We start from the raw sequence: 15,960 nt of genomic DNA on the forward strand, positions 1-15,960 counted from the left end.
GCTGCCCGATCCCCGACCCGACGGCAGAACCGAGGACATCCCGGCGCCCCCGGCCGGTCACCGACTCGAACGCGAACAGCGGACACCGAACCCTATTTCCGTCGAGGAGTGCTCCCAGACCGCGAAGAACGAGACCGCGCTGGACCACTACCAGGTCCGCGGCTACCAGGCCTGGTACCGGCGCATCACACTGCCCATGACCGCCCCGGCCTTCCTGGTGATCATTCGTGAAATCACCAAAAAGGGATCCACACCCGGAGCCGACCGCTCGCTGATTCCGTTGTCCGTCAAGGATATCCGCCGATTGTGGAACCGTCTCGCCGCCACCTGACCCACAGCGCTGACCACGTCCTGCACTGGTCGACCGGGCGACGAACAAGCCAAACACGCCCGGATCAGCCATCACAGAAGACGCGGGCATCACGACCTGTCGTTGTCGTACCAACTCCGACGGACCCGATGGCGAGATCGAGTTGTTCGATGCCTGCCCCGTCCCGCTCAAGGCGGAGGTGCGGGGGCCGTGCATGCCCCACCAGGGGCGTTCGGCTCCTCGTGCTCGATCTCGTACCGGCACTCCGAGCACGGCCCGGGAGCGATGTGCTCGCGCCAGTCGTGTCCGCACTGCGGGCAGTCGCCGTACCAAGGGCGCCGACGCCTCAGCCACCTCATCCGGAGATGATCGCGCGAACCCGGGACGGGGTAAACCCGTTTCCACCGCCGACGGGTGCTTCGGTCCGCTCCTCACGGCGACGCGCGGACGGATCAGGATCACCAGTTGGCGAGGCGCACTCCCACCTGGTGGTTGTACCCGGCTCGCCCGCGACAACCGCACCGACCGCTGCGGCCCGTGCGCCCGAGCCGGACGATGCCACCCGAGCAACCGGTGGAGCCGCGTGGCACGGATGTCCTCGGCGGAAGTTCGTCGCGGCGGACTCCAACTTCACCCCGGAGTTCAGCCCCACCAAGGGCAAGGCCGAAATCCGGCACCGCAAGCTCGTCATCGACGTGTCCGCCGTGCACGAGTTCCAGTCCGCAGCACTGGCCGGCGCCTGCGGGCCTGACCGGTCAGGCCCGCATCCCCTCCCGTGGACGACTGCTTGCCCGTGGCGAGGTCACTCCTTCTCGAAGCCCTTCTTCGCGTGGGAAATCATCTGCTCCAGCAGTTCGAGCTCGACTTCACCGTGAACACGCACGTACAGCGTCTGCGTCGGGTCGTCGTCCTTGTAGAACACGACGACCAGGAGCGGCGGTGACACCCCCCGGTCAGCGCTGGCGAACTCGTAGCTCTCCTCGTCGTTGACGACACTGCTGACCGCGGAGACCACGAACTCCCGCCCGGAGAACACGACGTTGGTCACGACATCCACCGCCTCACCGGCTACACGAACCCGACGAACGTACCATCGAGTTCCCAGCGCGCACCGCGCCCGTCCGGCAGGCGCCACGCGATCAACCCCTTGGCGACCGCGTCCTTGCCCTGGCCCCACTCGATCGTGCGTCGGGCACCGGGGTGCGCGAACAGCTTCCCCAGGAAGTTCGCACCGGCGGAGTTGTACCCCTTCTCGTCGGTCTTCAACGGTCGGTGCTTCATCCAGTTGCCACGCTCACCCGCCCGACCCAGCTTCTTGCTCAAGGCACGGCCGGAACCGGTCCACTTGTTCTTCTCCGGGGCGTTGGCGTTCCTGATGAACTGCTCGATGTCGTCGTCCTCGCCGCAGTCGTCCCGCTCCCACACCTGGGCGCCGCGGACGATCCCGCCGAACACGCCCACCTGGGCGAACCCGCCGACCATGCAGTTGTTGGTGTAGTGCAGCTGGGTCGGCAGACCGCCGATGGTCGACCCGGCCCCGGCCTGGTCCGGCTGGAACGCCTCGCCTCCTGCCGCACCACCGGCGTTGAGCACCCCGAGGTCGATGGTCGGCAGGCTGTTGGCGGCGTCGATCATCGCCTGGACGCTGGGGGCGACGCTCTGCTGGAGCTCCGGCCGCGCGGCCGGGGTCAGGGCGTTGAGCAGCACCTGGGCCGCCTGCGCCGCCTGCTGGCTCTGGCTGCCCGTCGGGTCGCCGTACTGGTCGCCGCCCCAGTAGCCGCCGCCGTCGATTCCGCCGCTGTCGGCGTTCCAGTGGCCGTAGTTGGAGTTCTGCTGTCCCTGTTGCTTCGGCGAGTTCGACGACTTGCCGTTGGAGGGGTCGGGAATCCGGAAGCGGACCTTGCCGCCGTCGGGGCCGCGGCCCGTGCCCCAGTCGTTGCGCTGCGGGCGCGGTGCGGTGGTCGTGCCGGTGGTGGTCGTGCCGGTGGTGGTCCTGTTGCCGAAGGAGATGTCCGGCACGGAGACGTCCGGCATGGCCACCGACGGCGGGTGGGTGGCGAGGTAGTGCGCCGTGGCGAGGATCGCGCCGGCGGCGAGGAAGCAGCCGCCGACCAGGAACGGGGAGACCGGGCCGCCCGCGAGGCCGGCCAGGCAAGCCGGGGTGTTGCCGGTGGGGTCGGTGTACCCGAGGGGGTTGGCCGGGGTGTAGGCGTGGCGGTTGGCGGTGCTCAGGTCGGTGGGGTCCAGGGCGGCGGTGTCGCGGCTGGCGAAGGTGCCGGTGCCCGGCTGGTACCAGCGCGCGCCCATGTTGACGTTACCGCTGGTCGGGTCGGTCCACTGGTGCTGGAAGCCCAGGCCGGGCCGGGTGCCGGACGATGCCTTGACCGCGCCGAAGGGGCTGTAGGTGCGTGAACCGGTGACCGCGCCGCTGGCCGGGTCGACCACGCCGACGAGGTCGGTGTGCTGGTCGGTCACGGCGACCGCGGTGGTGGTGCCCTGCTTGACGCCCAGCGGCGTGCCGTCGGGGGTGTGGCTGTAGAGCTCGGTCCCGGCGGAGGTGATCGCCTGGCCCACGCCCTGGTAGGCCAGGTTCTGGTTGCCGGTGCCGATCAGGCGGCCGAAGGCGTCGTAGGTGTTGGTGGTGCCGCCGTCGGTGACCAGTTCGTCGTAGGCGTTGAACGCCGGGGTGGTGGTCGTGCCCGCGGTGGTGCGCGAGGCCAGGGTGCCGCGCGCGGTGTAGCCGTAGGTGGTGTCGCCTCGGGTGAGGAGCTGGTTGCGCTCGTCGTAGGTGGCGGTGGCGGGGCCGTCGCGGGTCAGGTTGCCGGCGCCGTCCCAGCCGTACTCGGTCGTGGTCGAGCCGGTGGTCCACCTGGTCAGGCGGCCGGCGTCGTCGTAGCCGTAGGTGTTGGCGCCGGCGCCGGCCAGGCCGGTGGTGGTCTTGCCGGTCAGCCGGTCCTCGGTGTCGAAGGTGTAGGTGGTCGACGCGGTCGACGCGCCGCCCGGCGCGGCGGTGGTGTCGGTGGCGAGGCGGCCCAGCGGGTCGTAGGTGAACGCGCGGGTCGAGGCGTTCGCGCCGTAGCCGATGGTGGTGGTGCGGCCGAGCTCGTCGAGGCTGTAGGTGGCCGTGGCGCCGGTGATCGGGTCCCGGGCCGAGGTGAAGCGGCCCGCCGCGTCGTAGCCGTAGGTCGTGGTGCCCGCGGCGGTGGAGGTGGTCGCCAGGTTGTTGTCGTTGTCGTAGGTGAACGACGAGGCACCCGACGGACCGGTGGCGTTGACCAGGTTGCCGCGGTCGTCGTAGGTGTAGGTGTTCGTGCCGGTGGGCGTGCTCGCCGAGGTCATCCGGCCGGTGAGGTCGTAGCCGAAGACCCGGTCGGAGGTGGCCACCGACGCGCCCGCGCCGGTCTGCCCGGTCGGGTTGCCCAGCGGGTCGTAGCTGGTGGTGATGCTCACGCCGCCCGGCTTGCCCAACACCGCCGGCCTGCCCGCGGCGTCGTAGGACTGGGTGAACCTGCGGTCCGCGGCGTTCGGGCTCTGCGCGGTCGCCGGCTCGATCGTCGACTCCGGCAGGCCCCACGTGTTGACCGTGTAGGTGGTGGTGTTGCCGTTGCCGTCGGTGACCCGGGTGAGGTTGCCCGCGACGTCGTAGCCGTAGCCGGTGGTGATGCCGCCGGGGCGGGTGACCGAGCGCAGCCGGTCCTGGGCGTCGTAGGTCCAGGTGGTCGTCTTGCCCAGGCTGTCGGTGGCGCTGGTGCGGTTGCCCGCGGCGTCGTAGCCGAACGACCGGCTGCGCAGCACCGCGCCCGCCGGGTCGAGGTCCGACGTCGAGGTCATCCGACCGGCCTGGTCGTAGGTCGCGACGCTCTTCGCGCCGGTCGCGTCGGTGGTGCTGACGAGCCGGCCGGCCAGGTCGTGGTCCGAGGACGTCTGGTTGCCGAACGCGTCCGACGTCCAGGTGAGGTCGTCCCGGTCGTTGTACTCGAGGTCGGTGCGCCGGTTGTCGGGCGTGATGACCGCCGCCACCCGGCCGAACAGGTCGGGGATCAGGCGGGTGGTGAGGTTGCGCGTCGGGCCGGGGTGCCGCTCGACGACCGTGGACGTGATCTTGTTGCCCAGCTTGTCGTAGGTGGCGGAGGTCTGCGCGCCGTTCGGGTCGGTGGTGGACAGCAGCTCGCCCACCGGGTCGTGGGTGTTGGTCCACACGCCGCGCTGCGACCGGCCGGGCAGCAGCGGGTCGGTCCGGCGCACCTGGTTGCCGAGCTGGTCGTACTCGAAGTCGGTGCGGGCGCCCAGCGCGTCGGTGGTGCTGGTGATCCGGCCGAGGCCGTCGTAGGTGATGCCGGTCGTGGCGCTGATCGGCTGGTCGGACCCGGGCGGGGTGTAGTCGGGCAGGGTCACGCCGAGGGGGCGCCCGACGCCGTCGTACGCGGTGCGGGTGACGTTGCCCAGCGGGTCGAGCTGGTCGACGACCTCGCCGAAGGTGTTGTACCCGGTCTTGTCGACGGGTGAGGCGGTGGTCGGCGCCTGCCCGGCGGACTCGACCTGCACGGCCGGACCGCTGCGGGTGACCTGTCGTCCCGCGGCGTCGTAGCCGAAGGTCGTGGTGTGGCCGGTGCCGCGGGGGTCCGTGACGGTCAGCGGCAGACCCAGCTCGTCGCGGGTCGTGGTGGTGACCAGCGTGCCGGAACCCGTGTGGACGGCACGCGTGAGCTCGCGCCCCACGGGGTCGTGGGTGAAGTCGGTCTTCTCGAAGACCTGGGCGTCGTCGATGTCCGTGACCCACGTGGAGGTGACGTTGTCGTTGGCGTCGTACCGGTAGTACTGGAAGCGGTACGTGTTGGCCGGTTCCTGGTCGCAGCGCCGGCAGGCCCAGTCGATGTCGTACCGGTTCCCGACGCGCCCGGCGCGGTCGATGGAGTAGCCGGTGTAGTAGGCGGCGTCGCGCCGGTAGTAGCGGATGAGGTTGCCGGCCTCGTCGTACGTGCGGTCGACCAGCGGGATGTCCGAGACCACGCCGGTCTCCGGGTCGCGGTAGCCGAGCAGGGTCTCGGTGTCGATGCCGTACGCCTCGTACGTGTAGGCGGTGGTGCGGCCCATGGCGTCGGTGCGTTCGACGACCCGGCCCTTGGGGTCGTAGGCCAGCGACTGCACCACGATGTCGCGCGCTGCGCCGCCGTCACCGGTGAAGCCCTTGACGGTGGTGGTGGCGAGCTGGTGCCGGCCGGTGGTGTAGGTGTAGGTGAACTCGTTGCCCGCCGCGTCGACCTTGCGGGTGGGCTGCCCGAAGCCGTCGTGCTCGGTGGTGGTCACGGCGTTGGCGGGGTCGGTGGTGGTGGCGACCCGGCCGAAGGCGTCGTAGGTGTGGCTGGTGGTGCGGCCCGGGTCGTTGAGGGTCGCGTCGTCGACCTTGACCGAGGCGAGGGTGCCGTCGGGGTTGTAGGTGTTGGTGGTGCGCCTCTGGTGAGGCGTACCGGTGACGGCGTTGGTCGTCCGCGGTTCGGTGCGCACGAGCGGCCGGGACAGGCTGTCGTAGGTGTAGCTGGTGGCGGCGCCACCGGGGACGGTGGCGGAGTGGACCGTGCTGCCGGTCATCCGGCCGAGGCCGTCGTACCGCCGGGTGGTGCGCAGCCCGGCCGGGTCGGTGCTCTCGCGCCGGTCGCCCTTGCCGTCGTAGGCGTGGCGGGTCACTCCCCCGCCCGCGTCGGTCTCGGTGAGCAGCAGCCCGGCGGGCATCGTGCCGCCGTCGACAGCCGGTTCCGCACCGGTGGTGTAGGCCCGGGAGGTGGAGCGGCGGTCGGTGTCGCCGCCGCCGGGCAGCGTGGTGCCCGCCAGTTCGCCGGACGCGGTGTAGGAGAAGGTCTTGAGGTAGGTGTCGTCGTCGCGGTTCGCGGACCGCGCGTCCCGTTCCTCGGTGACGCGGTCGTTGCGCGGGTCGAGCGGGTCCGCGGTGTTGAGGTAGTAGTCGTAGTAGCTCGTCCGGGTCATCGTGGAGCCCGGTGAGCACGTGGAGATGTCGCACAGGGTCTTGGTCAGGACGTTGCCGCGGGCGTCGTTGGCGTAGCGGATGTCCACGCCGTCCTCGCCGGTGACCGCGCTGACGAACCCGCCGGTGTCGTAGGAGTACTCGACCGTGTGACCCAACGGGTTCTTGGTGCTGGTCAGGCGCCCGTTGCGGCTGGGGTCGTAGTAGTGGGTCGTGGTCTGGTCGTCCGGGTTCGCCACGGCGACACTGGCCGAGGTCTTGGAGGACAGCGCCAACGAGGCGACGTTCCACACGCCGCCGTTGTGGTCGGTGTGCGTGGCGACCCGGTCGCCCGCCCGGTTGTAGCCGATCCGGGCGGCGACGCGGCCACCGGGCAGGGTGACCTTGGCCAGCACCTTGGTGAGGGCGCGCGCGTTCCAGTGCTCGACGACCGTCGCGGTGCTCAGGGGGCGGTCGTAGATCGCGACCTCGGAGATCTGGCCGGTGAAGCGGCCCCAGTCGTCGGCCGGGCGGGCGGGCCAGGCGGCGTTGTTGACCGGGCCGGCGCCGACCCAGGTCAGCGGGTTGCTCTGGGTGATCTGGCCGGTCTGCGTACCGACCACCGACCCGTCCAGGTAGAGGGTCTGGCGGTCCACGTTGGCGGAGAGCACCACGTGGTGCCACTTGTCGTCGTTGACCGCCGTCGGGGTGACGATGCCGGTGACGTTGCTGTTCCAGAAGTGGCCGTGGAGCTTGCCGTCGGTGCCGACGTAGAGGATCGGCATGGACGGACCGGACGGGGTGGCCGGGGGCTGGGCGGTGGAACTGGTGCCCAGCAGCACGCCGCCTGCGGTGGAGCCGGTCTTGAACCACAGCTCGGCGGTCAGCGCCGCCTTGGTACCGATGGCGTTGTTCGGCAGCTTGAGGTAGGAGGTGCCGTTGAAGCTGCCGGAGGTGATGCCGGAGCCGGGGATCGCGCCGGGCGCGCCCAGGGTGACGTTGGTGTAGGTGCCGTTGGCCTGCGGGCCGCCGATGGGGGCGCGGTTGTCCGCGACGGTGCCCGACGCCTCGTACAGCCGCCAGTACCCGGACGGGTTCCCGTCGAGCACGGTGCTGCGGTAGTGCACCATGTCGCTGTAGTCGTAGGTCGTGCAGGCGCCGCTGGGGTCGCAGACCTTGGTCAGCTGGTCACCGGTGTAGGTGTAGTCCCACGACAGCGCCGGGTCCGGGCCGGTGGTGACCCGGGTGACGTGGCCGCCGGTCCAGGTGAAGGCCAGGCTGCGGCCGGAGACGGTGTCGGTGGCCGTGGCCAGCCGGCCGGTCTCGTAGGTCAGCGCCTGGTTGCGGCCGGAGTCGTCGCTGATCGAGGTGAGCTTGCCGCCGGCGTCGAAGGCGTAGTTGACGTGGCCCTTGGTGGTCAGCTTCCAGCCGCCGCCCGGCACGGCCACGAGGGTGGCGAAGCGGCCCGCGGGCGGGGCGTAGGTGCCGTCGGGGCGCTTGCCGAAGCGGACCTGGTAGCCCTCGGGGTAGGTGACCACGAGGTTGCCCGAGCCGTCGGTGTCCGGGGTGATCGCGGTGTCCCAGCGGGTCGACCAGCCGGCGCCGAACGCGGAACCCCGGCGCGGGTCGAGGCTGTTGTAGCTGCGCACCACCGACAGCGGCGGGCCGACCGCGGGCACGGCGGCATCGGTGGCCGTGGTGGTGTAGTTGCCCACGCCGGGGTCGACGGCGCCGCCCGGCGAGGCCGACGAGGCACCCAGGTGGCTGGTGATCGCGGGCTGCGGGGCCTGCGCGGTGAGGAACGACGGCTGGCTCCACGGGCTGTTGCTGCCCCAGTCGCCGACCGACCCGTACCAGGCGTAGGACTTGCCCCAGGTCAGCTTGCCCTCGGGGACCCGCCACGTGGGCGAGGGGTCCCAGGTGGACTCGGTGCAGTTCTGGAGGTTGTCGCCGCCCGCGTCGCAGATCTTGAACAGGTGGGCCAGGCCGTGACCGGGGTGGTTGTCCGGGTCCCGGCCGGTCAGCGCCAGGGTCGGGGTGAGCACCTCGGTGACGTAGTTGCTCGGCGGCGACATGCCGGTCAACACCGGGATGGTGTTGGAGATGGTGAACTTCACCTCTTGCGACATGGGCACACCGGTCGAGCTGTACTTGGTGGTGCCGTAGTGGTCCATGTCGAAGCGCAGCGTGTAGGTGCCGGGGTTGAGCCTGCCGATCGTGGCCAGCACGGCGGCGGACTCCCCCGGTCGCACGTCGTGCGGCATCGAGGTCTGCGAGACGGTGCCCAGCTCCGTGCCCGCGCTGTTCCACAACCGGTAGCTGAGCTTGTGGTTGCTGCCCGGCGTCCACGTGTCGCGGCCGTGGTTGGTGACGGTGACCTGCATCTTGCCGTCGCGGTCGAACATCACCGGGGTGGTCATCGACCCGACCTGGTAGGTGGCCCAGTACGGGTTGTAGGTGACCTCCAGGTACGGCGGGTTGCCGCTGTTGCGCCCGGCGAACTTCTTCCAGCCGTAGTTGTCGGCGTCGGAGGCGCGGACCGTCAACCCGTGGTTGGCCGCGCCGTGCGTCCACCCGTGCACCACGGCGCGCCCGTAGTCGCCCAGCTCGATCTTCTGCCACTTGCCGCCCGGGTCGCAGCCGGTGCGGCCGGAGGCGAAGCTCTTGCTGCTCAGCGCGCCGCCGAACGACGGACCCGGCCAGGACTTGTTGCCCGACACGCTCCAGGGCTGCGTGACCTCGTGCACCCACACCGTGCGCGCTTCGCAGGAGTAGGAGTAGGTGTTGTAGAGGTACAGGTTCGCGCCCAGGACGTACTGCCCGGCCAACGCCCAGCTCACCGAGTCGAACTTCAGGAACGCGTTGGCCTTGTTGGTGCCACCGTCGAAGGTGCCCACGCTGAAGTTGGGGTCACCGGAGTAGTCGTTGTGGTAAGGGGCCTGCACGAACGTCGTGCCGTCGGTGGAGCGGTCCACCACGCTGGGGTCGACCTTGACCGGGAACACGCGCGCCGGATCGGCCAACCACGACCGGTCCAGGCCGACGCGCAGCACGTCGCCGTCCAGCCGGTAGGTCACGCCCCACGACCGCACGCCCTCACCCGAACGCGGGTCGACCGCCGAGTCCTCCATGAACCCCGGCGGGATCACCGCCCGCACCACGCCCGAGGCGTCCTTGAGCTGCACCGCGCCGTTGTCCAGGGACGCGGTCACCCCGTCGAGCCGCAGCGGGAAGCTCCACTCGGTCGGTGCGTCGGCCGACGCCAGCACCAGGTTCTCCTTGATGCCGCCGGCGGTCGCCTCCACCTCCAGGTCCACGCCCGGGCGGATGTCGTCGTAGGTGGCGATCGAGCCGTCGACCCGCGCGGTCGCGCCCTCGACGTCCTGGACGCCGTAGCCGACCGACACCCCCGGCCCCAGCTCCAGCGACACGACTTCGGGTGCGTCCGCGCGCTCGGCGAACCGCTTGTGCACCGAGTCCGCCTTGGTGCGCCACGACGCCCCGTCGCGCGTCAACGACGAGTCGACCGGGAACCACAGGCCGTTGCGCGAGAAGAACTTGCGGCCCTGGAACACCCGCAGCGTCTCGGTGCCGTCGGGGTTGCGGAACACCTGGGCGTCGCGCGTGCGGCGGTTGACCAGCTCGCGGCGGTCGCCCTGCGCGGTCGCCACCGGTTGGGCGGTGCCCTCGCCGACCCGCACGTCCGTCGCGGGTGCCGGCGTCGGCTCCGCCAGGACCGGGTCGGGGAACGGGACGTCCGGCGGCAGGGCGCCCGGTGCCGGGGCTGCGACCGGCTCACCGGTGTTCTGGCCGGTGGCGGGGGTGCGGGCGGGCACCTCGTGGCTGCGACCGGCCGCCGTGCCCCACTCCTGCTGCGGGATCTCCCCCGCGGCGGGCGCCGCCCCGGCGACCTGGCCGACCGGTGACGTCAACGACGCCACCATGGCCAGCGTGATCGCGGCGGCCACGCCGCGGACACGACGAACTGAGCGCACGACGCCCCCCAAGTCGAACCTCGAGGGTCCCGCGCCCTCCCGAATCCTGCGGAATCCTCACTTATGGGGCGGTTCCTGACCATGGGCGGGTGCAGTGACGTACGTCATCTTGCGGGGGGTGGTGTCGGCGGGCTCGTTCGGCACCACCCGCTCTGCGGTGTACCACCTCGTCACGTTCGGTGCACGGCAATCGTGGCGAACGGCGAACGGCGAACGGGGCGCGACACCGCGAGGCGCGGCCGGTGCGCCGGGCAACCTGGTGGTCCGGTAAGGCGACACGCCGCTGCCGGTCGGGCACGCCCGGCCGAAAGCGGTGCTGTTGACCGAGGTCAGCCGGGGGATGCCGGCGGACCGGCTGATCGACCGGGCCTGGGGCGGGCAGGCACCCGACCGGGCGCGCCCGGTGCTGCGCACCTACCTGCCCGACCTGCGCCGGGCACTGGCCCCGACCGGGACCACGATCACCTGGCGTGACATCGGCTGCCTGCCGGCCATCGATCCGGACCACGTGGACCTGCACCGGGAACGGGGCGCCGCCCGGGCCGATCCGGTCGACCGGGCGCCGACCCCGGCCCGGCGTTGCGGACCGGGCCGCCACCCCGGTCGGTCTGGACCAGGGTGGCGGCCGGCACGGGAAATCGCCTCGGCTGAGTGCACCGTCGAGAACCCAGCGCACCCCGGTCCGCCTGGCGGACGGGCCACCGGAGTCCCCGGCGCAGGCCCCGGCGTCCTCACCGGGACGCCCGATGCACGGTTCGTTACCGGGTTTGATGCCTAACTTCCCGCACGCGGAGTCATTCGCGATCCGGGTGTCGGCTTCCCTGAGGATCACCGGACAGGGGGTCGCGCACTGGTTGTCGCACATCCTGCCCCAGCCCGTGATCCGCGTTTCGTCGCCGGTCTTGCCCTCTCGGCGCGACAGCGGGACGGGTGTGGCCGATACGGCACTGCTCAGCTTGATCAGCGCGATGTCATTGCTGCTCGACGAGCCGTCGGGATGCCGTACGAATCGGGCGGCGTTGACCAGCGATCCCCCTGTCGAGTGATTCTTGCTCCCGATGCGCAGTTGCACGTTCTCCGCTTGTTCGTTTCGAGGACAATGCCAGGCTGCCCCCACCGGGGTGCTGGTGATCAGCGAGCCACCGCTCCTCCACTGCAACGACGCCCTGCACGACTGCCTCGGCGGGGAGTTCGGCGCGCAGGCCCCGCTCCGGCTGGTGCGGCACGACTCGTCCGTAGCCCGCGAACACCCCGTCGAAGGCTACGACCGGCGTTGGCTGCACCGGGCGACCGCCGGCGTCCGGGGAGCGGGTGCGCCACCGACCGCCCGCTACGACCTGCCGTACGAGACCGCGCCCTTGTTCTCCTCCCACCACTTGGCCATCAGCTCGAACCCGTGCCAAGTCGCGGAACCCGGCGGCGCGGTGTGCACCACGATGGTCTGCTCCGGCCGCGAGACGACCTGCAACGCCTGCCACTGCAGGTCCAGGTCACCACCGACCGGGTGCCTGACCTGCTTGCGGCCGTAGGTCACGCCCTGGACGTCGTGGCTGTTCCACCAGCGCCGGAAATCGGGGTCGAGCGCGCTGAGCTCGTGGACCAGCTCGCCGAGCGCGGGGTCGTGCGGGTAGCGGGTGGCGTCCATCCGCAGCTTCGCGACGAAGCTGCGGGCCACCACGTCCCAGTGGACGTAGAGGTTGCGGATGCGGGGTTCGAGGAAGATCATCCGCGCGAGGTTGCGGTTGCCGGGCTCCAGCTCGGCGAAATCGACGAACAGCGCCGCACCCAGGTCGTTCCAGCCGAGCACGTCCATCCGCAGGCCCAGCACGATCGCCGGCGTGTGGCGCATGTTGTCGAGCAGCACCTGGGTCTCGGCGGAGATCGTGGTCTGCTCGGACGCCGGTTCCTCGACGGTCCGACCTTTCACGATTGAGTACAGGTACCGCCGCTCCTCCGCGGTCATCATCAACGCCCGCGCGATGCCCAGCAGCACCGAGTCGGAAGCTTGCGTCATCCGGCCCTGCTCCAGCCGGGTGTAGTAGTCGACGCTGACGCCGGCGAGTTGCGCCACCTCCTCGCGGCGCAGGCCCGGCACCCGCCGGAACCGCCCCGGGTCGTCCACGCCGGCGTTCGCCGGTGAGAGCGCCGCGCGCTTCGCCCTGAGGAACTCGCCGAGCGTCAAGTGTTGATGCAGCTGACTGCTCATACTCCCGATTATGCGCCGCCGGAGGCGATCGGGACGCAGTTCACGGACGGTATGACGTCGCATGCGGGTCCTCCTGCTCTGTCACCCGGGTGACGTGTCCTCGACATGAGGAAGTTTCGCGTGCCTCGTTCAGCCCACCTCCGTCCGCCAGGCCGGCCCGGCGCCGGCGGGCCCACCCGCCGCGAAGCGGGGTGTGCGCCACCAGGTCGCGGCCCGCCGCGGCGGTGGTGGCACGGCGCGGTCCGCCAGGGCGAGCACGGCGACGACCACCGCGGCCAACTCCTCGGGGCTCGGCTCGCCGCGCACCAGCCGGATCGACGGTTCCTCCCTCATTGCGGCGGGTTCCCGTGCTTGCGGCTGGGCAGTACGACGTGCTTGGCGCGCAGCGTGGCCAGGGCGTCGACCAGCCGGAGCCGGGTCTCGGCCGGGTCGATCACGTCGTCGACCAGGCCGCGCTCGGCCGCGTAGTACGGGTGCACCAGCTGGGACCGGTACTCCTCGACCAGCCGGGCGCGGACGGCGGCCGGGTCGTCGGCCTCCGCGATCTCCCGCCGGAAGATCACGTTCGCGGCCGCCTCCGGACCCATCACCGCGATCTCGTTCCCGGGCCAGGCGAACGACAGGTCCGCGCCGATGGACCGCGAGTCCATCACGATGTACGCGCCGCCGTAGGCCTTGCGCAGCACGACCTGGACCCTCGGCACCGTGGCGTTGCAGTAGGCGTACAGCAGCTTGGCGCCGTGCCGGATGATGCCGCCGTGCTCCTGCGCCGTGCCCGGCAGGAAACCGGGCACGTCCACCAGCGTGACCAGGGGGATGTTGAACGCGTCGCACACCTGGACGAACCGGGCGGCCTTCTCCGACGCGGCGATGTCCAGGACGCCCGCCAGCGACGCGGGCTGGTTCGCGACCACCCCGAGGACGTGGCCGTCGAGCCTGGCCAGCGCGCACACGACGTTGGCGCCCCACCGGTCGTGGACCTCCAGGAACTCGCCGTCGTCGACGATCTCGGCGATGACGGCACGCATGTCGTAGGCGCGCTGGGGGTCGGCCGGCACGATGTCGAACAGCCGTTCGGTACGCCGGTCGGCCGGGTCGGTGGACAGGCGCTCGGGCGGCGCCTCCCGGTTGTTGGCGGGCAGCAGGGACAGCAGGTAGCGGACGTCGACCAGGCAGCTCTCCTCGTCGTCGTGCACGAACCCGGCCACGCCGGAATGCACGCCGTGCGCGTCCGCGCCCCCGAGCGCGTCGTGGCTGATGTCCTCGCCGGTGACGGTGCGCACCACGTCCGGGCCCGTGATGAACATCTGCGAGGTGCCGCGGACCATGAACACGAAGTCGGTCAGCGCCGGGCTGTAGGCCGCGCCGCCCGCGCACGGCCCGAGCACCACGCTGATCTGCGGGATCACCCCGGAGTTGCGGACGTTGCGGGCGAAGATCCCGCCGTACCCGGCGAGGGCTGTCACCCCCTCCTGGATGCGGGCGCCCGCCCCGTCGCAGAGCCCGACGACCGGCACGCCGGCGAGCTCGGCGAGGTCCATGACCTTGTGGATCTTCTCCGCGTGGCTCTCGCCGAGCGCGCCGCCGAAGAGCCGGAAGTCGTGGGCGTAGGCGAACACCCGGCGTCCGTCCACCAGGCCCCACCCCGTGATGACGCCGTCGGTGTGCGGCCGGTTGGCCTCCAGGCCGAAGCCGGTCGCCCGGTGCCTGCGGAACGGCTCGACCTCGGTGAACGTTCCCTCGTCGAACAGCAGGCGGAGCCGTTGACGCGCGGTGAGCTTGCCCTTGGCGTGCTGCCGCGCGGTCGCCGAGGCGTCACCGCGGGCGATGCGCTCCTTGAGCCGGGCCAGCTCCTCGGCCCGTCCGCGCAGCGACGTCGCCGGGGCCTCCTCATGCCGCACCGATCGCACGGTCATGACGGCAGCTCGACGGACTGGGCGTGGTGGAACACGTTCCGCGGGTCCCAGCGGGACTTCACCCTGCGCAGCCGCGGGTAGTTGTCCTTGTAGTACAGGTGGCTCCACGGCACGCCGGACGTGTTGAACGCCGGGTCGCCGATGTCGCTGTCCGGGTAGTTCACGTAGCACCCGTCGGTGACGTCGTCCGGCACGGGCACGCCGCCGGTGGCCGCGAACAGCTCGCCGTAGAGCGCCCTCGTCCAGGCCAGGTTCTCCGCGTCGCCCGAAGGCTCCGTCCAGAACGTCTGGAGGAGCATCTTGAAGATCGTCCCGCGGTGCGCGCTCGCGGTCGCGTCCGGTGCGACGGCCGCGATCTTCCCGCCGTACGGGTGCAGCACCACCTGGGCGTTGCGGTTGGTGTAGTCCGTCGTGGTCAGGTACTTGTGCAGGGTGGCGACCTGCTCGTCGGGGAAGCGCCGCAGCAGGCACGCCGACTTGTGGTCGCCGCGCAACGTGGTGTTGGTCAGCGTGGAGACGCTGGTGCCCAGCATGCGCGTCGTCCGCAGCCACGGCAGCCGCCGCGGCACGGGGACGGCGCCCGCCGCGCTCACCCCGGTCAGCAGCGCGGTCAGGTAGTCGGCGTGCAGCCGCTCGGCGCCGGGCACGGTGGCGTCCGACTGGGTGATGAGCGTGATGGCGCCGCTCGCCCGGTGGTTCAGGATCAGGTAGCCCGCGAGCGTGGCGGCGGGCGAGTCGGGCGCGCTGTTCGCCTCGTACCACGCGCCGTGGTTGCCGACGAGCCGGGCGAAGTCCGCCTGGGTCACCCGGTCCCAGGGCAGCGAGACCGAGCTGAGCAGCACCTCGGCGGGCGGCTTGGGCAGTGCGGTCGCGGGGTCGTCGCCCGAGCGGCCGGGCGAGCGGAACCAGTAGCGGGTGACGACCCCGAAGTTGCCGCCACCGCCACCGGTGTGCGCCCACCACAGCTCGCGGTTCGGGTCGCCCGGCTCGCGGGTGGCGACCACGAGCCTCGTGCGCCCGTGCCGGTCCACGACGACGACCTCGACGGCGTAGAGGTGGTCGACGGTGAGGCCGTTGCGGCGACTCAGCAGGCCGAAGCCGCCACCCGCGATGTGCCCGCCCACCCCGACCGAGTAGCAGAACCCGGCGGGCAGCACGACACCGTGAGCCAGGTACAGGTGCTCGTAGACGTCCAGCAGGATGGCGCCGGCTTCCACCGCGTAGGCGCCGCGGCGGTCGTCCCAGTAGACCTTGTTCATGTTCTGGAGGTCGATGATGACCTCCACGTCCGGGCTGGACACGAAGTCCTCGTAGCAGTGCCCTCCCCCGCGGACGGTGACCCTCTTGCCGGCGGTGACCGCCTCCTGGACCGCGTCGACCACCTGGGCCGGGGTGGTCACGAGCCGGATGTAGTCCGGTCGGGCCACCCATCTCTGGTTCATGCCGGTGACGAGTTCGCCGTAGCGCGGGTCCCCCGGCTTGACCGTGGTCCCGCGCCGTCCGGCGGAGTCCGGCATCGACACCTCGGACATCGTCTCGGTCATCGTCTTCCCCCTTTGTCGTGCTGCGTGTTC

General features: G+C 71.3%; 6 protein-coding genes and 2 pseudogenes. 1 reads left to right on the forward strand and 7 read right to left on the reverse strand.

Annotated features, from left to right (window positions below; genetic code table 11):
* Positions 1 to 97 precede the first annotated feature (97 nt).
* A pseudogene (locus ACRAKJ_RS23700) lies at positions 98 to 331 on the forward strand (hypothetical protein); the annotation flags it as partial.
* 781 nt (positions 332 to 1,112) lie between these two features.
* Here the strand turns inward: ACRAKJ_RS23700 and ACRAKJ_RS23705 are convergent.
* From ACRAKJ_RS23705 to ACRAKJ_RS23735, 7 genes and pseudogenes are all read right to left on the reverse strand, one after another.
* Positions 1,113 to 1,358 (reverse strand): hypothetical protein, encoded by a 246-nt coding sequence (locus tag ACRAKJ_RS23705; RefSeq protein WP_438922636.1) that lies wholly within the window; start codon positions 1,356 to 1,358, stop codon positions 1,113 to 1,115.
* Positions 1,359 to 1,378: 20 nt separating this feature from the next.
* Positions 1,379 to 10,237: a LamG-like jellyroll fold domain-containing protein gene (locus ACRAKJ_RS23710; RefSeq protein WP_438922635.1), complete on the reverse strand. Its 8,859-nt coding sequence runs from the start codon at positions 10,235 to 10,237 to the stop codon at positions 1,379 to 1,381.
* An 88-nt stretch (positions 10,238 to 10,325) separates the two neighbouring features.
* Positions 10,326 to 11,432: pseudogene (locus ACRAKJ_RS23715) on the reverse strand (S1 family peptidase); the annotation flags it as partial.
* Between the two features lie 162 nt (positions 11,433 to 11,594).
* Positions 11,595 to 12,470 (reverse strand): MmyB family transcriptional regulator, encoded by an 876-nt coding sequence (locus ACRAKJ_RS23720; RefSeq protein WP_438922634.1) that lies wholly within the window; start codon positions 12,468 to 12,470, stop codon positions 11,595 to 11,597.
* A gap of 129 nt (positions 12,471 to 12,599) precedes the next feature.
* Positions 12,600 to 12,803, reverse strand: coding sequence for an acyl-CoA carboxylase epsilon subunit (locus ACRAKJ_RS23725; protein ID WP_438922633.1), 204 nt, complete (start codon positions 12,801 to 12,803; stop codon positions 12,600 to 12,602).
* Positions 12,800 to 14,386, reverse strand: a complete 1,587-nt coding sequence (locus ACRAKJ_RS23730; protein WP_438922632.1) for a carboxyl transferase domain-containing protein — start codon at positions 14,384 to 14,386, stop codon at positions 12,800 to 12,802. The genes ACRAKJ_RS23725 and ACRAKJ_RS23730 overlap by 4 nt, the downstream gene beginning before the upstream one ends.
* Complete coding sequence (locus tag ACRAKJ_RS23735; protein ID WP_438922631.1) at positions 14,383 to 15,930, reverse strand: FAD-binding protein; 1,548 nt, start codon at positions 15,928 to 15,930, stop codon at positions 14,383 to 14,385. Before ACRAKJ_RS23735 ends, ACRAKJ_RS23730 begins: the two co-directional genes overlap by 4 nt.
* Positions 15,931 to 15,960: the final 30 nt, after the last annotated feature.

The organism is Saccharothrix sp. DSM 118769 (genome assembly GCF_052936295.1).